The organism is Streptomyces sp. NPDC085927, from assembly GCF_044540975.1.
In the GTDB taxonomy this organism is placed as follows: Bacteria; Actinomycetota; Actinomycetes; order Streptomycetales; family Streptomycetaceae; genus Streptomyces; species Streptomyces hirsutus.
Window position 1 is genome coordinate 219898 of the sequence record NZ_JBITSN010000008.1, and the last position, 23259, is coordinate 243156.

Annotated in this window: 27 protein-coding genes; 16 read left to right on the plus strand and 11 right to left on the minus strand. The window is 71.6% G+C overall.

Translation table 11 applies throughout. The features are described from left to right. Positions 1–210: 210 nt before the first annotated feature. Positions 211–408: a hypothetical protein gene (locus tag ACIF80_RS22415; RefSeq protein ID WP_399807276.1), complete on the plus strand. Its 198-nt coding sequence runs from the start codon at positions 211–213 to the stop codon at positions 406–408. A gap of 343 nt (positions 409–751) precedes the next feature. Here ACIF80_RS22415 and ACIF80_RS22420 read toward each other — a convergent pair whose 3' ends face one another. Further along, positions 752–1186, minus strand: coding sequence for a DUF2267 domain-containing protein (locus ACIF80_RS22420; protein ID WP_399807278.1), 435 nt, complete (start codon positions 1184–1186; stop codon positions 752–754). Positions 1187–1610: 424 nt separating this feature from the next. Further along, positions 1611–2045 carry an Hsp20/alpha crystallin family protein gene (locus ACIF80_RS22425; protein WP_399807281.1) on the minus strand — a complete coding sequence of 145 codons (435 nt, stop codon included), beginning with the start codon at positions 2043–2045 and terminating at the stop codon, positions 1611–1613. Positions 2046–2178: 133 nt separating this feature from the next. Between ACIF80_RS22425 and ACIF80_RS22430 the strand changes: the two genes are divergently transcribed. Continuing rightward, on the plus strand, positions 2179–2871 hold the full coding sequence (locus ACIF80_RS22430; RefSeq protein ID WP_399807284.1) for a type III effector protein: 693 nt from the start codon (positions 2179–2181) through the stop codon (positions 2869–2871). Between the two features lie 98 nt (positions 2872–2969). Here the strand turns inward: ACIF80_RS22430 and ACIF80_RS22435 are convergent, their stop codons facing one another. From ACIF80_RS22435 to ACIF80_RS22450, 4 genes are all read right to left on the minus strand, one after another. Continuing rightward, entirely contained in the window at positions 2970–3428 is a 459-nt protein-coding gene (locus ACIF80_RS22435; RefSeq protein WP_399807286.1) for a DoxX family protein, read from the minus strand. Positions 3429–3932: 504 nt separating this feature from the next. Continuing rightward, complete coding sequence (locus ACIF80_RS22440; RefSeq protein ID WP_399807288.1) at positions 3933–4619, minus strand: hemerythrin domain-containing protein; 687 nt, start codon at positions 4617–4619, stop codon at positions 3933–3935. Further along, positions 4616–4795: a hypothetical protein gene (locus ACIF80_RS22445; protein ID WP_399807291.1), complete on the minus strand. Its 180-nt coding sequence runs from the start codon at positions 4793–4795 to the stop codon at positions 4616–4618. Before ACIF80_RS22445 ends, ACIF80_RS22440 begins: the two co-directional genes overlap by 4 nt. 50 nt (positions 4796–4845) lie before the next feature. Further along, on the minus strand, positions 4846–5982 hold the full coding sequence (locus ACIF80_RS22450) for an HD domain-containing phosphohydrolase (RefSeq protein WP_399807293.1): 1137 nt from the start codon (positions 5980–5982) through the stop codon (positions 4846–4848). On the opposite strand from ACIF80_RS22450, the gene ACIF80_RS22455 reads away from it, so the two are divergent. From ACIF80_RS22455 to ykgO, 3 genes are all read left to right on the plus strand, one after another. Then, a complete protein-coding gene (locus ACIF80_RS22455) occupies positions 5886–6329 on the plus strand; it encodes a hypothetical protein (protein WP_399807296.1) in 444 nt (147 codons plus the stop codon). The genes ACIF80_RS22450 and ACIF80_RS22455 overlap by 97 nt on opposite strands. A 656-nt stretch (positions 6330–6985) precedes the next feature. Further along, positions 6986–7150, plus strand: coding sequence for a 50S ribosomal protein L33 (rpmG, locus tag ACIF80_RS22460; protein WP_399807297.1), 165 nt, complete (start codon positions 6986–6988; stop codon positions 7148–7150). Between the two features lie 87 nt (positions 7151–7237). Then, entirely contained in the window at positions 7238–7360 is a 123-nt protein-coding gene (ykgO, locus tag ACIF80_RS22465) for a type B 50S ribosomal protein L36 (RefSeq protein WP_006130958.1), read from the plus strand. A 109-nt stretch (positions 7361–7469) separates the two neighbouring features. Here ykgO and ACIF80_RS22470 read toward each other — a convergent pair whose 3' ends face one another. The 3 genes from ACIF80_RS22470 to ACIF80_RS22480 form a co-directional block, all read right to left on the minus strand. Further along, a complete protein-coding gene (locus tag ACIF80_RS22470) occupies positions 7470–7877 on the minus strand; it encodes a DUF4190 domain-containing protein (RefSeq protein WP_399807299.1) in 408 nt (135 codons plus the stop codon). A gap of 26 nt (positions 7878–7903) precedes the next feature. Continuing rightward, positions 7904–8776 carry a hypothetical protein gene (locus ACIF80_RS22475; protein WP_399807302.1) on the minus strand — a complete coding sequence of 291 codons (873 nt, stop codon included), beginning with the start codon at positions 8774–8776 and terminating at the stop codon, positions 7904–7906. 239 nt (positions 8777–9015) lie between these two features. Next, the gene (locus tag ACIF80_RS22480) at positions 9016–9438 is read right to left on the minus strand and encodes a DUF6003 family protein (RefSeq protein ID WP_399807304.1); all 423 of its coding nucleotides are present in this window, start codon (positions 9436–9438) and stop codon (positions 9016–9018) included. Between the two features lie 472 nt (positions 9439–9910). On the opposite strand from ACIF80_RS22480, the gene ACIF80_RS22485 reads away from it, so the two are divergent. The 7 genes from ACIF80_RS22485 to ACIF80_RS22515 all read left to right on the plus strand — a co-directional run bounded on the left by ACIF80_RS22485 (position 9911) and on the right by ACIF80_RS22515 (position 16454). Further along, positions 9911–10636, plus strand: a complete 726-nt coding sequence (locus ACIF80_RS22485; protein WP_399807306.1) for a VOC family protein — start codon at positions 9911–9913, stop codon at positions 10634–10636. A 505-nt stretch (positions 10637–11141) separates the two neighbouring features. Next, positions 11142–11495, plus strand: coding sequence for a sortase-dependent protein (locus tag ACIF80_RS22490; protein WP_399807309.1), 354 nt, complete (start codon positions 11142–11144; stop codon positions 11493–11495). Continuing rightward, a complete protein-coding gene (locus ACIF80_RS22495) occupies positions 11492–12106 on the plus strand; it encodes a class F sortase (RefSeq protein ID WP_399807312.1) in 615 nt (204 codons plus the stop codon). The genes ACIF80_RS22490 and ACIF80_RS22495 overlap by 4 nt, the downstream gene beginning before the upstream one ends. Positions 12107–12210: 104 nt before the next feature. Beyond that, complete coding sequence (locus ACIF80_RS22500) at positions 12211–12702, plus strand: RNA polymerase sigma factor (RefSeq protein ID WP_399807314.1); 492 nt, start codon at positions 12211–12213, stop codon at positions 12700–12702. Then, positions 12686–13108, plus strand: a complete 423-nt coding sequence (locus ACIF80_RS22505) for a hypothetical protein (RefSeq protein WP_399807316.1) — start codon at positions 12686–12688, stop codon at positions 13106–13108. The genes ACIF80_RS22500 and ACIF80_RS22505 overlap by 17 nt, the downstream gene beginning before the upstream one ends. 506 nt (positions 13109–13614) lie before the next feature. Next, a complete protein-coding gene (locus ACIF80_RS22510; RefSeq protein ID WP_399807318.1) occupies positions 13615–14814 on the plus strand; it encodes an AAA family ATPase in 1200 nt (399 codons plus the stop codon). 20 nt (positions 14815–14834) lie between these two features. After that, positions 14835–16454: a VWA domain-containing protein gene (locus tag ACIF80_RS22515; RefSeq protein WP_399807574.1), complete on the plus strand. Its 1620-nt coding sequence runs from the start codon at positions 14835–14837 to the stop codon at positions 16452–16454. A 430-nt stretch (positions 16455–16884) separates the two neighbouring features. On the opposite strand, the gene ACIF80_RS22520 is transcribed toward ACIF80_RS22515, so the two are convergent. Together ACIF80_RS22520 and ACIF80_RS22525 are read right to left on the minus strand one after the other, a co-directional pair. After that, positions 16885–17784 carry a GNAT family N-acetyltransferase gene (locus ACIF80_RS22520; protein WP_399807321.1) on the minus strand — a complete coding sequence of 300 codons (900 nt, stop codon included), beginning with the start codon at positions 17782–17784 and terminating at the stop codon, positions 16885–16887. A 294-nt stretch (positions 17785–18078) separates the two neighbouring features. Further along, positions 18079–18978, minus strand: a complete 900-nt coding sequence (locus ACIF80_RS22525; RefSeq protein WP_399807324.1) for an NAD-dependent protein deacetylase — start codon at positions 18976–18978, stop codon at positions 18079–18081. Positions 18979–19524: 546 nt separating this feature from the next. On the opposite strand from ACIF80_RS22525, the gene ACIF80_RS22530 reads away from it, so the two are divergent. The 4 genes from ACIF80_RS22530 to ACIF80_RS22545 all read left to right on the plus strand — a co-directional run bounded on the left by ACIF80_RS22530 (position 19525) and on the right by ACIF80_RS22545 (position 23140). Next, the gene (locus ACIF80_RS22530) at positions 19525–20034 is read left to right on the plus strand and encodes a hypothetical protein (RefSeq protein WP_399807326.1); all 510 of its coding nucleotides are present in this window, start codon (positions 19525–19527) and stop codon (positions 20032–20034) included. Positions 20035–20187: 153 nt separating this feature from the next. Beyond that, entirely contained in the window at positions 20188–21615 is a 1428-nt protein-coding gene (locus tag ACIF80_RS22535) for a flotillin family protein (RefSeq protein WP_399807329.1), read from the plus strand. Positions 21616–21979: 364 nt separating this feature from the next. Then, complete coding sequence (locus ACIF80_RS22540) at positions 21980–22867, plus strand: alpha/beta fold hydrolase (RefSeq protein ID WP_399807332.1); 888 nt, start codon at positions 21980–21982, stop codon at positions 22865–22867. Between the two features lie 84 nt (positions 22868–22951). Further along, positions 22952–23140, plus strand: a complete 189-nt coding sequence (locus ACIF80_RS22545; protein ID WP_399807334.1) for a hypothetical protein — start codon at positions 22952–22954, stop codon at positions 23138–23140. The last annotated feature ends 119 nt before the right edge of the window (positions 23141–23259 follow it).

Consider the following 23259-nt stretch of genomic DNA (forward strand, 5'->3'; position numbering starts at 1 on the left):
GCGCAATGGGCCGGGCGGGCATCCGTACCTGCCGCACGACCTGGGCACTTCCTGGTCGAGGCGGAGGCGGGCATCCGGCTCGGGGTCTACGGGCGGCCGGCCGCCGGCGAGAACGGCCTGTTCCGGCCCGCCGATCCCGCGGAGCGCGCCAAGGCCGCGCGGCGTCGCAAGCCGAAGCAGGGAGAACCCTCTCCCCGGGCGCAGGCGGACATGGCCCGCTCGGAGCACCTGGCGGGCATCGCCGTACCCGTGTGGGAGGTGCGGCGCGGCCATGTACAGGAATTGCCCGCCTATGTGACGACGGATGAGATCCCCGCGGTGGTCGACCGGATCGTGTCCCGGTTCGACGACTACGCCGACCGCTGGCACACGCCGGCGGTCGGGGGTTCGCTGACCCTGACGTGGTGAGGACCCGGGCCACCAGTACCCCCTCGACCTCGACCGGCCGGTCCGGCACCCGGCGGAAGCCGGCCTCGCGGTCCACGACGTCGTTGAACTCGCCGCCGGTGGCGCGGTCCAGCTGCCGAGGACGGCTTCCGCGTCGGGGGGACGGTGTCCTGATCCGCGGGACCCGCTCGGCCCGGTCGTCTCGAGGACGGCGTACGGCACGCGTCTGACGGAACCCGGTCGCGCGGATCACGGCGCGTCCGCTTCGGGCTGCCGGACGCGCCGGGGAGCGTGGTCCGCTCATTCGGTCGCAGTGCCCCAGCCCTGTTCCGCAGCCGCGCACCGCCTGCGCACCGCCCCCGCGTCAGGCCGCCTGGGTGAGTTCGGCGCGGCCGAACAGCAGGGCGTAGCCGGTGGGGAGCTGGGCGAGGACACGGTCGAGGAGCTTCTCGCCGGCGAGCTGGGCGACGACGCGAAGGACGGTGCCCGTGTCCCAGCGGGTGGTGGCTGTCGTGCCGCCGGTGCGGCCCGACAGGTCCTTGACGAAACCCCAGCCGTTGAGGGGTTCGGTGGCGGGTATCTCCGAGGTGAAGAGGGCGGCGGCCTCATGCGGCAGCCTGGCCGCGAGGTCCACGCGCTCGTCGCCCGTCAGCTGCCGCCCGAGGGAGGCCAGCACGGCGCGCACGGCCTCCTCGGCCCGTGCGCGGGTGGGGTACGCGCCTTCGTACCGCACTCTTTCCAGCATCTGCTCGAAGGTCATGCTGACGGTGGACCGGTACGGCTCCTGCTGGGGAATCATCGGTGACGTGATCGCCTTTCTCGGGTGGGGTGATGGGGGAGGCGGTGGCCGGGGTTCTTCCGCCGGCCACCGGTGCCGCTCGGTCGGGGAAGGGGAGGTCGCTGCCTCCGGGCCCTCCACGCCGGGCGGCCTGACGGCGGGCCGCAGCCCGCCGGGACCGGAGGAGTACCCGGCGGGTGAGCTCTTCGGCCCACGGCGTCCGGGAGCACGTTGAGCACAGCGCGCCGTCGGCACCGTACGGGCCGCCCGCTTCGGTTTCCCGGGGGCTTCGTATGCGCCGAGTTCCTCGACCTGATCCGGGAACGCCTCCCCTCGCACGGCCGTCGTCGCGTTCTCGCGTACAGGGCGGCGCGTGGAGGGGAGGGAGCGCGGGGAGCGGCCGCAGGGCAGGCCGTCTCCCCGCCTCAGCGGCTGGGAGGGGGGCTCAGCCGCTGATCTCCTTGTGGGCGGAGCCGCCGCCGATGGCGATCCTGCGCGGCTTGGCGCGCTCGGCGATCGGGATACGCAGGGTCAGCACCCCCGCGTCGTAGTCCGCCTTGATGTGCTCGGTGTCCAGGGTGTCGGCCAGCACGACCTGGCGGGAGAAGACTCCCAGAGGCCGCTCGGAGAGCTCCATCTGTACGTCGTCCGCCTTGGTGACGGGCCGCCGCTCGGCCTTGACGGTCAGCATGTTCCGCTCGACGTCGATCTCGATCGCGTCCGTGGAGACACCGGGCAGGTCGAGGGCGATCACGTACTCCCCGCCCTCACGGTAGGCGTCCATGGGCATCGCCGACGGCCGCGACCAGGTGCCGGTCGTGTTCAGGAGCTGCTGGGTGAGTCGATCGAGCTCACGGAACGGGTCGGTGCGCATCAACATCGTGAAACACCTCCAGGGTTCAGGTCAGGCACTGTGCTGCCAATGCGGTTCACCTGCCTTCGTTGTAACATGTCATCCAAGTGATGACAAGTCGAGTGTCGCCGAGATGACGACAATGCCTGTTGGAGATTCCATGAGCAGTGACGACCGGCCCACCCCACGCGCCCGCGGTCTCACGCCCACGTCCTTCCTCGCCGCCGCCGCGCTGAACACCATCCACGAAGCCCTGCACACCGCCCGGACGTCGCAGGACGGGGCGCACCCCGGGTCCGCCGAGGCCAGCTCGGAGCAGGCACTCGCCGCGCTCCTGCTGCTCCGCGAGGTCCGCGATCAGCTCGCCGGGTGGGAGCCGGGCCTGATCGAAGAGGCCCGGGAGGCGGGCGCCAGCTGGGCCGACCTCGCCCACCCGCTGGGCGTCTCCAGCCGCCAGGCCGCCGAACGCCGCTACCTGCGCGTACGCCCCGGACATCCGGGGTCCACGGGCGAACAGCGGGTGCGGGCCACCCGCGACCGCCGCGCCGCCGACCGCACCGTCACCGCGTGGGCCCGCGCCAACGCCGCGGACCTGCGCCAGCTCGCCGGCCAGATCACCGCGCTCACCGATCTCCCCGCCGCCGCCCGCACCCCTGTCGCCGAACTCACCGCAGCCCTCGCCGAGAACGACGCCGCCGCCCTCGTCGGCCCCCTGACGGTGACGCGCGCGCATCTGTCGTCCGGCCACCCCGACCTCGCGGCGCGCGTCGATGACGTCGCCCGCCACACCGACCGGCTCCGCCGGCACAGCGGCGACCGGCGCGAAGGGCCTCGGAGGCCACCGGAGAGCTGAGCGCGGCCGGTGGCGATCCGGCCGTCGGTGCGCTGGAGGGCAGCCGGATCGGATGCGGCGCGGAGATCCCGTGCCGGACGTGCTCGCCCCGGCGCCGTCTACTCGGCCACCCGCTGCTCGGGCTCCGGACGGGCGGACGGCCGGACGTCGGTTCCCTCCCGGCCCACGAGGCCCGACAGGGACAGGGCGCCCGGCCCGAAGAACACGATGAGCAGGAACCCCCAGCAGAAGAGGGCAGGGGCGAGTCCGCCGTTCTGCAGCGGGAACAGGCCGTCCTTCTGGTGCTCGGTGAAGTAGGCGAAGGCCATGATGCCCGAGCTGACGAAGGCCGCGCTGCGCGTCATGACTCCCAGGAGGATGAGGACACCACACGTCAGCTCGATCACCCCGGCGTACCAGAACGGCCAGTCGCCCACCGGGCCGGCCGTTCGGTCCAGCACCCCGAAGACCGTAGCGGCGCCCTCACTGGTGAACAGCAGACCCAGGACCATACGGAACAGGCCCAGTACGAGGGGCTGGCGGCTCGTCAGCCGGTCGCTGATGCGTGCGGTGCTCATCGGGCACTCCTTGAAGAGGTCGCTGCGTGTCTTCCCGTCCTCCCTACGCATACGCGGCCCGGCGGGTTCAGGCGTGTCACGAGGTTCTCGCAAGTCATCGCGTTCCGTTTCCCTGAAGGCAGGGTCGCTCGGATCCCGGAACGAGGCACAGGCCTGTCGTCCGAACCGCTGACGGGGGCCGTGGGCCTCCTTGGAACGCCCCTCGGACCCGCCGGTGCGGTGGTGAGGCGGATGTCCGAAGTCTCCGGAGGAGTCGCCGGCCTTCGAGGGGCGCCCCGGCCTGCTCGCCGGGGCAGCGGATCGGGGCGCCTCCTGCCCACCGGCCCGCCGATGGCCGGCAAGCCCTCCCACCGAACGGGCACGCACGGGGTGGCGGACGAGCCTGTGGATCACCGACGAAGGCGGCGTGCGCTCAGGAGTGTGCCCAGGGCCCGAGGTCTCCGGCACGGGCGTCGCACAGGGCGGCGAAGGCGATGGCGAGAGGTGTCACGAGTTCCTCGTGTGTCATCCGCGATGCGCACGCCGGACGGCGCGACGCGTGAAGAGACCGACGGCCGCCGCCCCCGCCGCGCTTGCGGCGACCAGGGCTACGCGGCGGCCGGCCGGGGAGGCGAAGGGGGCGAGGTCTCGTACCCGGTCGAAGACGCTGAGCGGAAGGCCGCTCAGTGCGTTCCCCGGCGGACGCCGCGACACGGCGGGGTGAGGATGGGTGGGGGCGGTGGCCCGTACAGCCTCCCAGGCGGCGCCGATCTGCCGCAGCCTGCGATCGCTGAACGCTTCACGCAGCCGAGGCAGCAACTCGTCCTCTTCGTCGCGGATGTCCTGCGATATCAGGGTGAACGCCTGCTGGACCCATTCGGCACGGCGGGGGTCATCGGGAGACTTCTCGACCCGCGCGATCAACTCGTTGATCTCCTGATGCTCCTGCTCGACCCGCGCGGTGAGGTCTTCGCCATCGGAGCTGATACGCCGTAGAACAGGCCACAGGACGGTCTCCTCCGCGAAGGCGTGGCTGAACACCAACTGCACGATGTCCTGCCACAGGGCCTCCCGCTCACCGGGCGTGGTGTCGGCGGCGAGATGGCGGTTCATCATCGCGTCGAGCGCCGCGTGATCACGGCGCTGACGCATCAGAATGCTGCTCTCGCCCCCGAGCCGGGTGGCGTCCTTCTCACTGATCGAAGTCGTCATGATGCATCGTCCCCGGACGTGTCCTCGGTCCCTTGCGGCGTGTCCCTGCGGTCACCGGCATCGGACTCGCGTTCCTCGAGCCGTCGCGTGCTGTTCTCCTCCTCGGGCGGCACGTCCCTCTCGCCCGTGACCTGCTCCAAGGGGTGGGACGGTTCATCGTCGTGCTGGGCGGCCATGTCGGCTCCTCTCGTCACCCGGATTTCCGGGTCCCCCGCATCCGCGTGTCCTATCGGCCCGACACCGGTCGAGTGGGGAGCCCGCCCGAGGCGCACGCCGGACGCCACGGCCTGCCACCGGTCCGGGTCACGGCGGCTGCCGGATCGGTCGGGTCATGGCGCATACCTCGATTGCAGCAGTTCCCGGCCCGCGCAGTACTTCCGCGCCCGCCTGCTGCCGGGCCGGAGGGGACCGCTCCGGCAGGTTCCGCGTTCTGTCCACAACCAGTCGGTCGGTCGTCACCCGACGTACGCTCGTCACCGATTTCCGGTAGCGGAGGCGCATCCGCCACGAGCCCGCATGTTTTCCACGAGCCCGCGTGTTTTAAGGGAAGCAAGGCGTGTTCCATCGCGTACAGCGCGATGCCTGCCCGGGTCCGCCGCCCCGCCTTGTCGTAGATGTGAGTCAGATGATGGTCCACTGTGCGCGGGGAGATCGACAGTTCCCCGCCGATCTGCCGGTTCGTCAGCCCTCGCGCCGCAAGCCGGAGTACCTGTACCTCGCGGTCCGTCAGCCCGTCCGGCGGCGGCTGCCGCGGTGCCTCGACACCTGCCGCCTCGAGGACCAGAGCACACGCCCGCTTGTCCGCGCCGCCCTCATCGGCGTCGCGGACAAGCACCTTCGCGGCATCCGCGAGCGAATACGCTGGCCGGTGCGCGCGTGGCTCGGTGAGCGCGGCGAGCGTGTCGGCAGCCGCCAGGATGCGGGCCGCCAGTGGCAGGTCGCGCACCGGAGCGCCGCGGTGGTACCCGCCGCCGTCGGCCCGTTCGTGGTGAGCCGACGCGATCGGTGCGAGCGTGGCCAGCGCAGGTACTCGCTGGAGGATCCGATGGGTCCAGTACGTATGCATACGGACCTGTTCCGTCTCGGCCACCGTGAGGCTTCCCGGCCTGTCCCAGACGCCGGCCGGAACGACCACGCGGCCGAGGTCGTGCAGCAGCGCCGCGCTGTGCAACCCGTTCAGTGCTTCGTCGTCGCGTGCTCCCGGGGACAGGCCGCGGTCCGGTCGGCGTAGCCTTCTCCGGCTCTCCCTGGGGAACCCGTCTTCGTATGAACACCGACGCGCAGCACCCCGACCCTGAGCACCGCCGCCCGGACGGCGTGTCCGACACGACGGTCGAAGCCCTGGGCGGGCTGTCGAAGGCACTGGAGACGGTGGAGCGGGCCCGTGGCGCGCTCTACACGTTCCATCAGCTGACCGGCAGCGCCGACCTCGCTCTCGACGACGCGGTGCGCCTGCTCCGTGAGGCCGGCCACGAAGAGCAGGCAGACCGGGTGCAGCGCGAGATTCTCGGCCGCAACGTGATCCCAGGGCACTGGACCTTCCAGATCGTCGAGGCGTACAACGCCACGTACTACCGGCCCTTCCAGCAGATCGAGCAGGAGATCAGGCAGGAGCTGGCCGAGGGACGCGACCACCTGTACGAGGCGGAGATGAAGGAGGCCCGCCGTACCCGGCACCACCCCGACCACACGGCCCGTCCCGCCACCTGACCCTGCTCGGCGACGACGGCCGGAGAGGGCGCGCAGCCGGTCACGCCCGGGGAGCTCCCGGGCAGCCGTTCGAACCGCGCCCGCCCCGCCCCTGGCCCCGCCGGGGCCGGGACCGGGACGCCGTCCGGACCGTCGTGCGCACCCTGTCCCGAGTACGTGAGGGCGGAGGGCTCGGTGCCGACAGGCGCGCCTCACCACCGGCCGTCCTGCCCCGGGACGCCGGCCGACCGCAGCGAACTGGCGAACGAGCCGGTCGAGGCCGCCGAGGAGAAGCCGCTGAACAAGCCGGTCACCCGCTACGGACGGGGCGGTCCCTTCCGCATCGATGAGCTCGCCGGCCCGGGAACAAACGTGTGGGGGGACGTGTTGACGGCATCGTGGTCGTGGAGGGGACAGTGTCCCCGGGCCTCACCCACAGCCTGCAGGGACGATCGTTCGGCTGAAGCCCTGTGGAGCCTTTCGCCGCGTAGGCGACCGCCCTCCACGATCACTCGCACACGGCTTCGGTCCGCCCGGCGAGGTGCCGGGCACGGAGTGGGCGGCGACCCCGGCCCGCTGAACGCGGGAGGCGGAATACGGCGCCCGCCGATGCCGTTGTCCATCATGCCTGACATGTTCGAGTCAATGAGCTCGGGCGGTGGCGAAAGGAGCACCTCATGGCACGCAGCACTGCGCGGCCGGTCGTCAAGCTGAAGTCGACAGTGGGTACGGGAGTCACCTACGTGACCCGCAAGAACCGTCTGAACGACCCCGACCGGCTGATCCTGCGGAAGTACGACCCGGTCGCCGGTGAGCACGTCCTCTTCCGCGAAGAGCGGTGACACCCGCCTCCGTCGCCCCGCGGCGGAGGCTCCCGAGGGGGGAGACCGACGGTGACCCCTCGTGCGACCCCGCGGAAGGAGACCGTGATGAAGGTACGCAAGTCCTTGCGCTCGTTGAAGGCCAAGCCGGGCGCCCAGGTGGTGCGCCGGCGCGGCGTGACGTTCGTGATCAACAAGAAGGATCCGCGTTTCAAGGCCCGCCAGGGCTGACGAGCCGCTTTCGCCCACCGGACGGCCCGGTACCGCGCTCGCGGTACCGGGCCGTCCCTCGTGCCGGCCGAGGAGTGGGGCGGGAAGCCGGCCGGCGCTCAACCGGTGCTCACCGGTTGTCGGCCTCCCGGTCGAAGTCCTCTGCGCACTGCCGCCGGTCGGCTTCGGTGTCGGCGTGCTCGACACAGTCGGTGTAGTTCTTGAACTCGTCGCTGTTGAACACGGCCGCGCCCACCGCCAGAAGCACCGAGGAGGTGATGAGGACGAGCGCGCCGATCACCGCGCCGATCACGGACATCGTTCCGTTGGTGGCCACGCCGCGTTTCTTGCGCCGGTAGCCGAGCACTCCGAAGACCAGCGCCAGCAGACCGAGCACGATCCCGCCGATCACGGTCCAGAACAATACGGCGCCGACCAGTCCCAGAACGAGGGCCGCGATACCGAATCCGTTGCGGCGCTCACCCGGACCGGCGGGCCCGCCCTGCCGCCCCCCGTGGTGTCCTTGCGTCGATGTCATGGTCGCTACCTCCGGTACGAGACGGATCAGTTCTGCGTCTGCCCACGTTCGAGGGCCTTCCGGGTCAGGTCGGTGACCTGCCGGGACGGCGGTGCCTCCGCCTTCACGTCCGTACCGAAGTCGCTGAACTCCATGACGGTGCGCACCTTCGCCGACTGAGGAGACGCCGAGGTCCGGTCTGTGGCGCCACCCTCCGCGGGGGCCTTGAGCGTCATGTCGATCTGCTGCCGCCGGATGCGGCCGTCGTCGTCGAGCCATACGTCCATCGGCAGTGTCGGGCCGAGCTGCCGCCGCAGAGCGGCGCCGTTGGGGAGTTCGGTGACGTCGACGGCGACCCGGTAGTGGGTGGTGTTCACCTCGCCGACCTTGGCGGTGCCCTTGCGAGTGACGTCCTTGTCGTCGATGGCCTTGGCGAACGCGGCCGCTTGGGCGGGATCGTTGACGGACTGGTCCCCGACTCCCTGGCGCTCGGCCACCTTCTGCAAATCGATCTTGATCCACGGCTTGCTGCCCGGGGTCTCACTCCGGGGAAGCTTCTGGTAGAGCACCTGATCGACGACCCGCTGTTCGATGCGCTCGCCCTGTGCGCTGAGGGCCATGACGCTGTCACCGTCCTCCAGGTCGACGGTTCCCCGGCCGTTCGCCGTCACCGAGGTGCCGTCGGCCGAAGTCTGCACGCGCAGCGTCACCCGCGCGGTGTCCTGCTCGGCCGTCTTGTCGTAGGCGGCACGGACGGCCTCCGTGCCCTGCTCCCGAGCGCTGGACGTCTCCTTCCCCGCCGACCGGTCCTTTCCTTCCGCCGAGTCGCCGTCGTTGCCGCAACCGACCAGCACGGTGCCGGCCAGAACACCGGCCACGGTCGCCGTACCCACCCTGATGCTGCCGCCTGGCCTGACCATGTGATGTGTCTCCTCCCAGGTGTGGTGCGCCGGTCCGCCGCGGCACCGGCATGGTGTCCCGACTGCCCCTGTTTGCAGCGAAAACACTTGCGAAGAACGGTGTTTGACGTTCTGTCACTGCATTCACCGACCTGAGGGCACCCGGGCACGGCCGCGGCGCCCGGAGGGTGGGCCACCGGCTTGCGGCGTGTCGCCGTCGGCCGGGGCCCAGTCGCGGTCGCGGCCCGGCGGGGAGGGTGTCAGTGCGTCAACGCCTTGACGGCGGCCAGGTCTTCACCGGTCAGTTCCGCGATGCGGTGCGCCGGCACCCCGGATGCCAGGGCACGGACGAGCAGCGCGTCCCTGCCGTCCGCGCGGGAACGGTAGGCCAGCAGTTCCTCCTCCAGCCGGGCGACGTCGTGCGGCGCGGTATGCCGGCGTACGCGGCTCAACTCCTCCTCCCCGAGGGGGACGGGCAGCCGCTCGGCATCGTCGGGAAGGGCTGCCGTCTCCTCGGGCGGCAGCAGCCGGAGGTCGGGGGACGCCGCGGTGACCCCCTGTGCTTGCAGCCACGCCCGGACCGCGGGGGTCTCCATGCAGGCCAGTTCCCCGACGGCCGCGGGGGGCACGCCGAGCGTCACGGCCGTGCCGTTCAACAGGACGAGGTAGGCGTCATCGGTCATCCTCGGTTCCTCACGGGAGAAGTTCTTGTCCTGACGGCACCCCCTATACCCCCCATCGGCCGTCTCACGACCACTCCCGGCCGGCCGTCTCACGACCACTCCCGGCCGGCCGACGGCCCCGGCCGGCTGTGCGGCGGAGACTGCCGGACAAGTCGGGCGAGGGCGAACGACGGGCACCGCGTCCGGGCCGCCGGCGACCAGGCCGAACTCCACGTCCGGGCGGGTGGCTTCCACGGATTCGACGCCCTGTACCCGCAGGCACAGCTCTCGGCCACGGCCCGCCGAACCCGTACCGACCGGCTCTTGTCCGCGGAGGGCTGTGGCGACGGTGGCGAGCGGGCGAAAACGAGTTGACCGGGGGGCACCCCGTGGACAGTCTTCCTCCACGACCTGGACGAGACCTTGGTGCCGGTGAACTGCCCCCCGTGATCGACGGGTAGGGCAGTGATGCGGCTGATCGGAGATGCGGGAGATGACGTCTCAGCTCCATGCCCTCTGCTTCGATGCGAACGATCCCCTCCGCCTCTCGCGCTTCTGGGCCGGCGTCCTGGGTCGGGAGACGACCGACGACGCCGACGGCGGGCACACTCTCCTGCCGAACGACGACACCGGGTTCCGGATCCGGTTCCTCCCGACCCGGGAACAGAAGTCGGGGCAGAACCAGATGCACTTCGACCTGACGAGCACGTCCCCCGACGACCAGCAGCAGGTGGTGGCGAGGGCGCTCGGGCTCGGCGCCCGCCACATCGACATCGGTCAACGCCCCGAGGAGGGGCATGTGGTGCTCGCCGACCCCGAAGGCAACGAGTTCTGTGTCATCGAGCCGGGCAACAGCTTCCTCGCCGACTGCGGATTCATCGGAGCACTCGCGTGCGACGGATCACAGGAGGTCGGGTACTTCTGGAGCCGGGCCCTGGGCTGGCCGTTGGTCTGGGACCAGGACCAGGAGACCGCGATCCGCTCCCCACGAGGCGGCCCGAAGATCACGTGGGGTGGTCCGCCACTGATGCCGAAGACCGGGAAGAACCGGCTGTACTTCGACCTTGCTCCGCCCGCTCACGGTGATCAGCGGGCAGAGGTCGACCGTCTCGTCTCCCTCGGGGCGAAGCGCATCGACATCGGCCAGGGTGAGGCCGGCCGGGTGACGATGGCCGATCCCGACGGCCATGAGTTCTGTGTGCTGACGCCCCGGGACTGAAGGAGAACGACCACCGCTTCGAAGGTGCTCCTGTCCGGCTGCGTCCCAGCACGGCCGACAGGACACCGAGAGCGAGTGTCAGCCGGGGATTCCCTTCCATCGCGGCGACAATCCGGCCGCCGGCCGCGGTGACCACCAGGACAGCGGTGAGCTGCCGAACCAGTCTCACGAGAACTCCTTCACCACCTCCGTCGCAGGAACACCGCGGCCGCCCCCGACGCCATCCATCCGGCGGCCGGGAATCGTCACCACACAGTGGACACCTGTGGGCAGCTCGCACGGGGGGCAGGCCCAGGCCCGCAGGGCCGGCAGAACTCATCGCCGCCCGGGAAGCGGACCCCGGAAGGGCTCTCCCGCGCCATCGGCGGACCGCGCGGTCGCATCACGCCAACAGGGCTTTGCCTTCTCTTTGCAACCCGTGCCGCCGCCGCCTCGTCTCTCCGCACGATTCATGACCGAGCCCGCCGGGTCACCGTGCGGGAGGACCGAGGAAAGAGAGCGTTCCATGCGCCGAACCGTCTTCAGCGCCGCGGCACTCGCGTGCACCGCCGTGTTGGCGAGCGCGGTACCCGCGTTCGCCGACGACCCGACTCCCGCCGCCGAGGCCACAGCGACCCCGAGCGCGTCACCGGCGCCGGCCGAGTCCCCGGAGCCGGCTCCGACTCAGGCTCCGGCCGAGGAGGGGAGCACGGGCGGGGTATCCGTCATACCGAGCGGAGCGCCCGACACCGGTGCGGCACCGGAGCCGGCGCAGTCCGGAGCCGAGGCCGGGCTGATCGGCGGGGGTGCCACCGCGGTGCTCGCCGCCGGGGGCGCGGCGGTGTTCCTCGTACGCCGCCGGCGGGCGACCGGGGCATGACGTCGCTCTCCAGGCGCGCGTTCGTCACCGCGGCGACGGCCTCGTTGCTCGTCGGCTGCGGTGGCGGCGACCGGACCGGCCGGGCTCCGGCCGAACGCCGGGAGAGCACGTCACCGTCTTCGCGGCCTCCCGCCAAGGCGACGCGTGCACTTGGCCGTTCGGTCCCCGTCGGCTTGGAGATCCCGGCCATCGGGGTCGACACTCCGGTCATGCAGCTGGGGCTGGCCCGGGACCGTACCGTGCAGGTTCCCCCGCTCACGGCCGACGACGTGGCGGGCTGGTACCGGCACTCACCGACACCCGGCCGGATCGGCCCGTCGGTGATCCTCGGACACGTCACGGTCGGCGTCCACGGGGACGGTGTCTTCCGCCACCTCGCGCGGCTGCGTCGCAGCGACCGGATCGTGGCACGCCTGGAGAACGGCACGGCGGCGGTGTTCGCCGTCAGCTCGATCCGGACGGTCGCCAAGGCGGACTTCCCGACGGACGCGGTCTACGGAGACGTGGGCCGTCCGGAGCTGCGGCTCATCACGTGCGGCGGTCCGCGTACCGGTGAGGAGTACCGCGACAACGTGATCGTCTTCGCCGCGCTGAGCCCGGCGAGTCCCTGATCCGCCACGGGAGTTCCGGGCCGGTGGACGGTGCATCGGCCGGCCCGGGACCCTTCCCCGCGAGTGGCACCGCGTCACCGGTACCACCCCGACCATGGAGAGCATTGAAACGGTCCCGCGAGAAGGCAGCGTCCGAGCTGTTCGCCGCCCTCTATCCGCGTCTCGCCGGCTGGTGCCGCCGGCTGGTCGACGACGACGAGACGGCCCACGAGATCGCCTCGGAGGCGTTCACCCGGCTGTGGGCCCGCTGGACCTCCGTGGCGGAACCACGGGGCTTCCTCTACGTCACCGCGGCCAACCTCGTCCGGGACCACTGGCGCAAACTGGAGCGCGAACGCAGAGCGGTACACCGTGTCACCGCGGAAGCCGCCGTCCGTCCGCACAGTGAACCCGCCGACCCGTCCGTACGCTTGCTCGTGCAGTCGCTGCCGGAACGACTGCGCGTCCCGATCCTGCTGCACTATTACGCCGACATGCCGATCCGGGAGGTCTCCGTGGTGACCGGGCGCAAGGAAGGAACCGTCAAGGCCGACCTCCACGCGGCCCGCGAACTGCTCCGCGCCCACCTGAGGAGAAGCCTTGATCACACACTCTGACGATGGTCCGGACTTCGAACCCGACGACCCCCTCGCCGTCATCCTGCGGCCGGCCTCCGACTACCTCGGCCCGCCCTCCGGCCGGTACGAGGAGATCCGCCGCGCCGCGGCGCGCCGCCGGCTGGTCCGCGCCGCGGTCGGAGTCGGGGCGTCATGCGCCGTCGCCGCCCTCGTCGTCCTGCCGTTCCAGCCGGCGGCACCCGACAAGCCCGCGTCCCCCACCGTGCCCCTCGCCCCGCCTCCCGTGAGCGGCAGCCCCTCGCCCGCACCCGCTCCGACGGCGACACCCCGGCCCGTCGGCCCCAGCCCCGGCCCCAGTGAACAGCCCCGGACCGACGGCCCCGCCGCCCCGGCGAGCCGGCCCACCGCCGTGCCCACCGCGCCGCCGACGCCGGCCTCGCCCTAGCGTGGACGGGCGGGCCGGTCTGCCGGAACCGGGCGGACGATGACCGGGCCCGTCCCCACGCCGACGTGACGGACCTGCCTTCCACGGCCGTCCTCCACGCTTTCGACTTCACGTTGTTCGTCGTCGAGAAACTCGTGTACTGGGCCAGGGCTCATCCTTCGTGGCTTTCCTGTCACGGTTCACGACGCCGGCGGGCCTGTCCGGGCCGGTGCGGCTGTTCCTCCTGGCTGCCGTACTCGCCTTCGGCCGCCGATCCACCCGGCCCGTCCGGCCGCCCGCCCCCGGCGCTTTGCCGAGGTACCGGTTGTCCGCGGTCCGGGAACGGAAGCCAAACTCCGAACGGCTCGGTCCGACCGCCACTACGCTCGATCACTTGTCGTCCGCATCGGTGGGGAGATCTTGAGGGTCCCTCATGGGACCGGAGCCCCGAACCCTCTGTCGTGGCTCCGGATGCGGGAAGGGCTGGCTCGTCAGCCCGACGAACCGTCACGAACGAGGAGCTGACTGTGGGAGCAGAGGACGCGCAGGACACGGCCCAGAGGCTGCGGGCAGTCAGCGACGAGCTGTCGGACCGTTTCTACGAGCGGGCCGAAGTGGTGCGGACGCTGGTGGTGACGCTGCTGGCCGGACAGCACTCGTTGGTGCTCGGCCCGCCGGGGACGGCGAAGTCCGAGCTGGCCCGGGAGCTCACCGGCAGGCTCGAAGGAGCGTCCTACTGGGAGATCCTGCTGTCGAAGTTCACCGCGCCGACGAGAATGTTCGGTCCCGTCGACGTCGCCGCCCTGGCCCGGGGCGAGTACCGCCAGGTGTACGACGGCCGCGCCACGACCGCGCACGTCGCGTTCATCGACGAGATCTTCAAGTGCTCCACGGCCGCGCTCAACGAGACGCTGGGCTACCTCAACGAGCGGATCTACCATCCCGAGAGCGGAGGCGCGCCGATCCACTGCCCCCTGATCGGTGCCATCACGGCGAGCAACGAACTGCCCAGCGGGGAGGACTCGGCCGCGATCTACGACCGGCTCCTGGTGCGGATCGAGGTCGGCTACCTGGCAGATCCCTCGAACTTCGCCGCGCTGGTCCGCTCCGCCGTCAGCCGCCCGGCGGCACCGGCGCGGACCACGGTCGGGCTGGCCGCGTTGCAGCAGGCCGTGACCGAAGCCGTTCCGGCCGTGGAGGTCCCCGACGCGATCGTGGACGCGGTGTGCACACTGCGGGCCGCCCTGCGCCGCAAGGAACTGGTCGCCTCCGACCGCCGCTGGCGGCAGTCGGTGCGCCTGCTCCAGGCGTCCGCGTACCTCGCCGGCCGCCCGGCGGTCGCAGAGACCGACCTGTCGGTGCTGACCCACGTGCTGTGGGACTCCCCGGCCCAGCGTCCGACCGTCGAGCGTGAGGTGCTGCACCTGGTCAACCCCGACGCCAAGGAGGCGCTCGACCTGGCCGACACCATCGACGAACTGGAGGCCCAGCTCGACGCCATGGCCGGGCAGTCCCGCGAGGCGCTGAGCGACTGGGTCATCAAGAAGGCCCACAGCAGGCTCGCCATGGCGGGGAAGCGGCTGGAGAAACTCCGCGAGGAGGCGGCGGGCGCGGGCCGCTCCACGGCCGCCATCGACCGGGTCACCGGCCGCCAGCGTGCCGTCCGCGCCCGCGTGCTCACCGAAGCCCTCGGCGTGGACGCGAGCATGGTGCAGGCCCAGCCGTGAACAGCGGGGGGAACAGAGCCCTGGGCGGGACACCGAGCAGGCTCGACGAGGCGGGGAACAGGGCCGGGAAATGGCTGGGCCTGTCCGCCGGCGCTGCCGAGGCGCACACCGCGGCCGTGGTCGCGGACCGGTTCGAACAGATCACATGGCGCGACACGTACGAGCAGTCGGCCGGACTGCGCGAGCTGGCCGAGGAGCTGAACGGGCGCTACGACTGCACCACCGACCTCCTGACCGACGTGTTCCTGGCCGCTTACACAGTCGGCCCGCGGTTGCGCGAGCGAGAGGAGATGGACCTCTCCCGGCTGGTCAACCACCAGGTCATCACCTCGCTGGTGGAGTCACCGGAGTTCGCCGAACTGCGCCGGGAGACCGTCGGTGACCCCTACGCCGCCGCCTTGGCCGTGCTCGCCCAGGCCACCGCGCTGCGCCGGATGCTGGAGCACTCTGCGGATGCCCGGGAACAGGCGGAGCGGGTGAAGCGGGCCCGGCAGGACGCCGAAGACGCGGCGGCCGCCGTGGCCGAGGCGCTCCAGCAGGCCGCGGACGGGTCCGGTGATGACGGCAGCGTGCCGGCCCCGGCCGTGGAAGCGGTCCAACAGGCGATCGAGGCGGCCGAGGCGGCCGAGGCCGCTGCGCAGCAGATCGCGCAGGGCGCCGCCCAGGCTCTCGCGGTGGCGGCCCCCGGCATCCGCGCCGACGCGCGGAACTCGGTGGCGAAGGCCGCCGGGGCCGCGCGGGAGGAGGCCGCGCTGATGAGGGCATGGGGCGTCACCCCAGGAGAGTTGGAGCGGATGCCGTTCGACCGGCGCGCCCGGCTCGCCGAGCGGCTGCGCACCGGCCGTCTCGCCCAGTGGGCCGAACTGATCGGCCGTTTCCGGCAGATGGCCGACGGCGAGCGCGCCCGCAAGGTCGAGAACGCCACCGGGGAACTGGTCGGCGTCACACTCGGCAACGACCTCACCCGCGTGATCCCCTCCGAGTTGGCCGGCCTCGGCCTGCCCGAGTCGCGGGCGGTGTTCGCCGCGCGCTACGCCGCTGGGGAACTGATGCTCTACGACAGCGAGGGGGAGCGGGCCGCCGGCCGGGGCGCCGTCATCGCGTGCGTGGACACCTCGCACTCCATGTACGCGGAAGGGCCCGGCGGCGTCACCCGGGAGGCGTGGGCCAAGGCGTGCGCCCTGGCGCTACTGGATCAGGCCCGCCACGCGGGGCGGGACTTCGTCGGCATCCTGTTCTCCGCCGCCGACAGGATCCAGGTCTTCCGCTTTCCGTCCGAGCGGCCCGCCGGCATCGACCGGGTCCTCGACTTCGCGGAGACCTTCCTCGGCGGCGGCACCAGCTATCAGACGCCCCTGACAACGGCGGCCGAACTCCTGGAGGAGGAGTTCAACGACGCCACCCGCGCGCGCGGCGACATCGTGATGCTCACCGACGACGACTGCGGCGTCACCGAGGAATGGATGCGCGGCTGGAACGACGCCAAACACCTGCTGGGCTTCCGCGTCTTCGGTGTGGCCGTCGGATGCCCGCCCGCCGCCGAGGACGGCTCGGTCCTGGACGCCCTGTGCGACAACCTCCGCTCGATCGAGGACCTCACCGACGTCCACGCGGCCGCTGACCTCTTCCGGGTCATCTGACCCGGCCGAAGACGGTCGCTCCGGCTTTGGGGCCGGCAGGTCACGGGGTGGTCCCGCCCGCCGGATCGGGACGTCATCGCCTGAGCCGGGACCTGCGCGCTCGCCCCTCTCCCCGCGGGAGAGGCCATGGTCGCGTGCATGAGCGGGCTCCTACGCCGACCGAGGCGGCCTTCGCTCCCAAGACTACGTCGAAGTGGCATATCCCCAGGACCACGCGACACGGACGTCCCGGGGTGTCGGCGCACTCGCGTCGCATGGCTGGTCGTCTCCGAGACCGGCCGATCAAGTGCATGGAAGGACACGGAGGACCAGCCCGGGACAGTCACAAGCTCCGTGGAGAAGCTCAGGATGTTGGATGTATGCCACCACCACGGGGCGCGGCCCGGTGCCGGAGTAGAGGGCGCGCACCTCCTGCCCACGACCCGTACCGTCATCCCGCCGAGGGCGCGGGAAGCCGCTTCTCGAACCAGTGCTGGGCGTACGGCTCGTCGTTGAAGGCGGCAACCTCCTGGAAACCGCAGGAGCGGTACAGGCCGATCGCGGCGTCGAGCACCGTGTTGGTGTCCAGGCGCATCACCTCGCGGCCGTGCTGGGAGGCTTTCGCCTCCAGCTCGGCCAACAACCGACGGCCGAGACCGAGGCCCCTGGCATGGGGTGCGACCCACATGCGCTTGACCTCCGCCGGTGCCCCGGGCGGCAGCTTCAGACCGGCGCAGCCGACGGGCTCGCCGTGCAGGCGGGCGATGAGGAACAGGCCCTGCGGCGGGGAAAGTTCCGCGGCGTCGGGCAGCAGGCTCCGTGCGGGGTCGAATCCGGTCTCGAAGCGTTCCTGCAGTTCGGCGAAGTAGGACCGCAGACAGTGCTCGGCGTCGGGATGGTCCGGGGCTACGGCGTCCAGCGTGACCGTCGCGGCGCTCAGCAACCGGTCGACCTCGGCCATGACGGCGACCAGCCGGGCGCGCTGGGCGCTGTTGAGCGGTTCCAGGAGGCGGCCGGCCAGGTCGTCGCTCCGACGGCCGAGTTCGGCACGCTCCGCGCGGCCCGCGTCGGTGAGCCGGACGGTGCGCACCCGCCTGTCCCGGGAGTGCGGCTCCACGCTCACCAGACCGTCGGCCTCGAGGGAGCGCAGCAGTCGGCTGACGTACCCGGAATCGAGCCCCAGGCACTCGCGCAGCCGCCGTACGTCCTGGCCCTGTTCGCCGATCTCCCAGAGCAGCCGGGCCTCACCGATGGGCCGGTCGCGACCCAGGTACTGATCGTGAAGCACGCCCACGCATTCGGTGACGGTGCGGTTGAACCGCCGCACCTGGTCGATTTGTCCCGCATCCATTCTCTGATGTTAGTCAGAGAGTTCTGGCGACGTCGAGAGGAACCCCCGCATGCTCCTGGAGGGCCGGCCAGGCGTGTGCCGGCGCCCCGCCGCCCCCGCGAGGACTCGACGCCCGTGCGGGCGATCCGGTTCGCTCCGGGCGTGTGCGTTCAGCCGAGGGCTGCGGTCATGTCCTCGGCCGTGCGGGCGCTGGACGCGCGTGCTCGGCGTTGCGGCTCCGCGGCGGCACGAGAGGCGGGCTCGAGGGGCCGGCTCGAGGAGTCCGCGACGTTCCCGCCGCCGTCACCGACTCACTCAGGCCGTCAACTCGTCGTCGACGGAGGTGTCCAGCTGGCCGGCCAGCGTGGTGAGGGCCGTTCCCAGGGGGAGCGCGACCCGGGTGGTGGCGTGCCGGTCGCCCCGGGTGGGGGCCCGGTTGACGATCAGTACGGGCTTTCCGGCCTGGGCCGCCTGGCGGACGAACCGGAGCCCGGACATCACCGTCAGTGAGGAGCCCAGGACCAGCAGGGAAGCCGCCTCACGGACCAGCGTGCGGCAGTGCTCGACCCGGCGTGGCGGAACGGCTTCGCCGAAGAACACCACGTCCGGTTTGAGGATGCCGCCGCAGACCGTGCAGGGCAGCACGCGGAAGCCCTCGACCTGTTCGTCGGTGAGGTCGGCATCACCGTCCGGGTTGATTCCGGCGGCCGCCGGCTCGAAGCCCGCATTGGCCTCCTCCAGCCGCCGGGCGAGTTCGCTGCGTGCACTGAGGGCGCCACAGGAAAGGCAGACGACCCGGGCCAGGCTCCCGTGGAGTTCCACGACGCCCTCGCTGCCGGCGGCCTGGTGCAGGCCGTCGACGTTCTGGGTGATCACACCCGTGAGCAGGCCGTGCCGCGCGAACGCGGCCACGGCCCGGTGCCCGGCGTTGGGGCGGGCACGCCCGAAGGTGCGCCAGCCGAGGTGGCTGCGTGCCCAGTACCGGCGCCGGGCGTGGGTGCCGGCGGTGAAGTCCTGGTAGGTCATCGGAGTGTGCCGGCTCAGGCTCCCGCCCTCGCTCCGGTAGTCGGGGATGCCCGACTCCGTGGAGATGCCCGCCCCGCTGAGGACCAGCACACCGCCGGTGCTCAGCGCATCGGCGACCGGCTCCAGATCCGTGGTGCCCGGCAACAGGTCCTCGGCAGGGAGCCAGTTCAGAGTGGGGCGCATACGCATACCGCCAGGGTACGGAACAGGCCGTCACCATCCGCCTGCGCCGTCCATGACGCCGTTGCGGACACCTCGGCCGGTCGCGATCGACACCGATGCGATCGCCCGCCTCTCTCCGGGCCCGTCCCGCCCGGACGTCCTGCCGCACACGTCCGGGGGCAGGCCCGCACCAGGCACGCTCGGCCTCGGCGTCCGACCCGGGACGTCCAAGCCCCGGCCTATGACGGCGGACCCGCTCGGTGACGGCCTGCACCGGAGACGACATCCATGGACCCCGGCGCATCCCAGGGCATCGATCCTGCCGGAGTAGAGCAACGGCTGTGTACCCCCCGGCACCCCGTCACGCTCCGGGCCGAGACGCGACGGACCGTAACTCTCCCGCCTCGCGTCCACGTGGCCCGTACCGTGGCCGAAACGGGAGCGGAACCCCGAGGTCCGTCGGAAGGCGGCATTAAGAACGCGTAAAGATTGCCGGGTTCTGGCAATGTGCCCGTGCCGGGTCGCATGGGAGCATGCGGGTGCGGGAGATCATCGAGTGAAAGCGGGGCCCGAATGGACTGGTTTGTGGGTCTCGGTGTCGCGGGACTGGTTCTGCTGCTGTTCTCACTGATCTTCGACGGGATCCTGGAAGGCGTGTTCGGCGGCGTGCTGGACGGGCTGTTCGACGGGTTCCTGTCGCTGCCGGTCATCGCCGGGTTCGTGTCCATGCTCGGCTTCGGCGGCGCGATCGTCCTCGGTACGACGGGCCTGGGGGTCACCGGAGCGACGGCGGCCGGCATCGTGGCCGGGGCCGCCGCGGGGTGGCTGACCTGGAAGCTCAGCCGCGCCCTCATGCGGGACCAGACCGCTGCCACCCCGCGCGGCGGCGATCTCGTCGGCACCTCCGGCTCGGTGGTGACCGCCATCCCGGCCGAGGGATACGGCGAGGTGCTGGTGTATCTCGCCGGACAGCCGCTGAAGCTGGCCGCGAAGAGTTCGGGACCCGTCGCGCGGGGCGCCGAGGTCTGGGTGGAGTCCGCGCTGTCCGCGACATCGGTGGCGGTCCGGCCGGTCGAGCGCTGACCGGTACGTCGCCGCGGCGCGCCGCCCCGCCCGCGCCGGCCGTTTCCGCGGCCGGCGTGTCTCCCGCGTCTCCTGTTTTTGCGTCGCCCACGTTCATGTTTGATCCGAACCACATCGCCGTCCTCCGGGGAGGGCTGAGGGGATTCCACACATATGAGCTCTGTACTGATAGCAGTGATCGGAGTCGTCGTACTCCTGGTCCTGCTGGCCCTCGTGGTGGTCACCCGCTACAAGGTCGCGGGCCCCAGCGAGGCGTTCATCGTCACCGGCCGCCGCGGCAAGAAGTCCACCGACCCCGAGACCGGCCGGATCTTCACCGACAACAGCGGCCAGAAGGTCGTGGTCGGCGGCGGTGTCTTCGTCGTGCCCTTCGTCCAGCAGAAGTTCACCCTCGAACTGTCCAGCCGGCACATTCCGGTGGCCGTCCGGGGCGCGGTCACCCTGCGCGGGGTGAAGGCGAACCTCGAGGGTGTCGCCATCGTGAAGGTGGGCGGCACCGAGGACTCGATACGCGCCGCTGCCCAGCGGTTCCTGGACCAGCAGGACGGCATCGTCGGCTTCACCCAGGAAGTGCTGTCCGGCGCGCTGCGCTCCATCGTCGGGCGCATGTCCGTCGAGGACATCATCCGTGACCGCGCCGCCTTCGCCGGACAGGTCGCGGAGGAGGCCGAGGCCAGCCTTTCCGGGCAGGGACTCGTGCTGGACGCCTTCCAGATCCAGGACATCACCACGGAAGGCTCCTACCTCGAGGACCTGGGCCGGCCCGAGGCGGCCCGCGCCAAGCAGGAGGCCGACATCGCCGAGGCCGTCGCCCGGCGGGCCTCCGAGCAGGCCCGGCTCAAGGCGGAGGAGGAGATCGCGATCGCCCAGCGGACCTTCGCCCTGAAGCAGGCCGAGATCAAGGCCGAGACGGACGAGGCCGCGGCCCGCGCCGACGCCGCCGGCCCGCTCGCCGAGGCGGCCCGGCGGCAGGAGGTCCTGCAGGAGCAGGAGAAGGTCGCAGCCCGGCAGGCCGCGCTGACCGACCGCGAACTGGACACCAAGGTCCGCAAGCCCGCCGACGCCGCCCGCTACCAGGCCGAGCAGGAGGCCGAGGCCCGCCGTATCGCCTCGGTCAAGGAGGCCGAGGCGGCTGCCGAGCGGGCACGGCTGACCGGTGAGGGCGAGAAGGCCCACCGCGCGGCGCTCGCCGACGCCGTACGCCTCGAGGGCGACGCCGAAGCCGCCGCGATCGCCGCGAAGGGCTCGGCGGAGGCCGACGCCATGCACAAGAAGGCCGACGCCTTCGAGCGCTACGGCGACGCGGCGGTGCTGCAGATGCTGGTCGAGGTGCTGCCGCAGGTCGTCGGCAAGGCCGCCGAGCCGCTGGCCGCCGTGGACAAGCTGACCGTCATCTCCACCGACGGTGCGGGGCAGCTCACGCGCACCGTCACCGACAACGTCGCCCAGGGCATGGAGCTCCTCAACTCCGCCACCGGTGTCGACCTCGCCCAGCTCCTCCAGGGGCTCACCCAGCGCGGTACGTCGACGACGCCCGCTCCCGCGGAGCCCGCCAACGGCAAGGTCGAGATCTCGGAGTGACGTTCCCGGCGTCGGAGCCCGCACGCCCTTCCGGTGTGCGGGCTCCGACGCTGTGTGTACGGCATGGAACGACGCGGAGAGCTCCGCCCCGGACGTCACGAGGTCCCTCAGTGACGGCCGTGGTGCAGGCGGGACCCTGCGGCACGTACGTCTTTCGGTAGGAGAGCACGGACTCCCTCGCGAGGCCGGTCGTCGGTCAAGCGGTGCGGTCGCCGGGTGCGGCCGGTGGCTGCCGGGGGTCTTCGCCGGCCGACGCGGTTGTTTCAAGGTGATGTGCGTAGCCGTTGCCGGCCTGGGCAGGAGGAACTGCTGATGCCGCGCCGGCGGCAAGAGCAGTGCGGGTGCCGAGCCCCAGGAGGCCAGGGTGTTCGAGGGATTCGAGACGGCGCGGGTCGACATCGGTGAGGCATCCGCCTTCGTCCGCTTCGGCGGGGACGGTCCGCCGGTGGTGCTCCTGCACGGTCATCCCCGCACCTCGGCGACGTGGCACCGGGTCGCTCCGCTGCTCGTGCGGGCCGGTCACACGGTGGTGTGCCCGGACCTGCGGGGCTACGGGCGTTCCAGGGGACCGCGGTTCACGGCGGATCACGCGGGCTATTCCAAGCGCGCGGTCGCCGGGGACGTGGTGGCCGTGATGCGCCACCTCGGACATCACCGGTTCGCGCTTGTGGGCCACGACCGCGGGGGCAGTGTGGCGCTGCGCCTCACACTCGATCACCCCGACGCCGTCTCCCGGGTGGCGTTCGTGGACTGCCTGCCGCTGACGGAGCATCTGTCGCGGATCACTGTCGACTTCGCCACCCAGTGGTGGCACTGGTTCTTCTTCGCGCAGCCGGGCATCCCCGAGCGGGTCATCACCGCCGATCCCGACAGCTGGTACCACGGCGACCCCGAGACCATGGGCCAGGAGAACTACGACGAGTGGCGGCAGGCCACACGCGATCCCGACGTGGTACGAGCGATGCTGGAGGACTACCGAGCCGGCCTCACCATCGACCGGCAGCACGAGGAAGCCGACCGGGCCGCCGGCGCACGCATCACCTGCCCGACACTCGTCCTCCGGTCGCTGCGGGACGATCTGGAGGATCTGTACGGAGACCCCGCCGCGATCTGGACCCGGTGGGCCGACGACGTCCGCGGCCACGGCATCGACTCCGGACATCACGTCGCCGAACAGGCACCCGAGGCCCTGGCCTCCGCACTCACCGACTTCCTTCAGCCGGACCCCGGCGGCCGTGACACGACCTTGTGACGTTGCCCCGGTCGGCCGTCACGGGTGTGACGATTCGGCCGTCCGTGGGGTGCGGGAACTCGACCGTGGACCCTGGACGACGAGTTGTGGGCGGCGGCCGAACCGCTGCTGCCACCCTGGCCGACGACGACTCCGGGGTCGCAGCCGATGGACGACCGGCTGTGTCTGCAGAGCGTCCTCCACGCCCTCCATGTCCTCCACAACGGCATCAACCGGCAACTCCTGCCTCCGGAGCGGGGGTTCGGGCCGGAACGGACTGCCGGCGGAAACTGAACCGGTGGCCCGAGGCGGGCGCCTTCGGACAGTTCCACCAGGTCCTGCCGGCGAAGCCGTACGCGGCCGACGCCCCGGACCGGACCCGGGCCTGCGGGGACGCTTCTCACGTCCGCGCG

Bases quoted from the DNA above. Each gene is read 5' to 3' on its own strand.
- rpmG (WP_399807297.1), top strand. From the start codon at position 6,986: ATGGCACGCAGCACTGCGCGGCCGGTCGTCAAGCTGAAGTCGACAGTG.
- ACIF80_RS22415 (WP_399807276.1), top strand. From the start codon at position 211: ATGGCCCGCTCGGAGCACCTGGCGGGCATCGCCGTACCCGTGTGGGAG.
- ACIF80_RS22495 (WP_399807312.1), top strand. From the start codon at position 11,492: ATGACGTCGCTCTCCAGGCGCGCGTTCGTCACCGCGGCGACGGCCTCG.
- ACIF80_RS22520 (WP_399807321.1), bottom strand. From the start codon at position 17,784: ATGGATGCGGGACAAATCGACCAGGTGCGGCGGTTCAACCGCACCGTC.
- ACIF80_RS22535 (WP_399807329.1), top strand. From the start codon at position 20,188: ATGAGCTCTGTACTGATAGCAGTGATCGGAGTCGTCGTACTCCTGGTC.
- ACIF80_RS22470 (WP_399807299.1), bottom strand. From the start codon at position 7,877: ATGACATCGACGCAAGGACACCACGGGGGGCGGCAGGGCGGGCCCGCC.
- ACIF80_RS22530 (WP_399807326.1), top strand. From the start codon at position 19,525: ATGGACTGGTTTGTGGGTCTCGGTGTCGCGGGACTGGTTCTGCTGCTG.
- ACIF80_RS22440 (WP_399807288.1), bottom strand. From the start codon at position 4,619: ATGACGACTTCGATCAGTGAGAAGGACGCCACCCGGCTCGGGGGCGAG.
- ACIF80_RS22475 (WP_399807302.1), bottom strand. From the start codon at position 8,776: ATGGTCAGGCCAGGCGGCAGCATCAGGGTGGGTACGGCGACCGTGGCC.
- ACIF80_RS22455 (WP_399807296.1), top strand. From the start codon at position 5,886: ATGAACACCGACGCGCAGCACCCCGACCCTGAGCACCGCCGCCCGGAC.
- ACIF80_RS22485 (WP_399807306.1), top strand. From the start codon at position 9,911: ATGACGTCTCAGCTCCATGCCCTCTGCTTCGATGCGAACGATCCCCTC.
- ykgO (WP_006130958.1), top strand. From the start codon at position 7,238: ATGAAGGTACGCAAGTCCTTGCGCTCGTTGAAGGCCAAGCCGGGCGCC.
- ACIF80_RS22420 (WP_399807278.1), bottom strand. From the start codon at position 1,186: ATGATTCCCCAGCAGGAGCCGTACCGGTCCACCGTCAGCATGACCTTC.
- ACIF80_RS22525 (WP_399807324.1), bottom strand. From the start codon at position 18,978: ATGCGTATGCGCCCCACTCTGAACTGGCTCCCTGCCGAGGACCTGTTG.
- ACIF80_RS22490 (WP_399807309.1), top strand. From the start codon at position 11,142: ATGCGCCGAACCGTCTTCAGCGCCGCGGCACTCGCGTGCACCGCCGTG.
- ACIF80_RS22425 (WP_399807281.1), bottom strand. From the start codon at position 2,045: ATGTTGATGCGCACCGACCCGTTCCGTGAGCTCGATCGACTCACCCAG.
- ACIF80_RS22430 (WP_399807284.1), top strand. From the start codon at position 2,179: ATGAGCAGTGACGACCGGCCCACCCCACGCGCCCGCGGTCTCACGCCC.
- ACIF80_RS22445 (WP_399807291.1), bottom strand. From the start codon at position 4,795: ATGGCCGCCCAGCACGACGATGAACCGTCCCACCCCTTGGAGCAGGTC.
- ACIF80_RS22480 (WP_399807304.1), bottom strand. From the start codon at position 9,438: ATGACCGATGACGCCTACCTCGTCCTGTTGAACGGCACGGCCGTGACG.
- ACIF80_RS22435 (WP_399807286.1), bottom strand. From the start codon at position 3,428: ATGAGCACCGCACGCATCAGCGACCGGCTGACGAGCCGCCAGCCCCTC.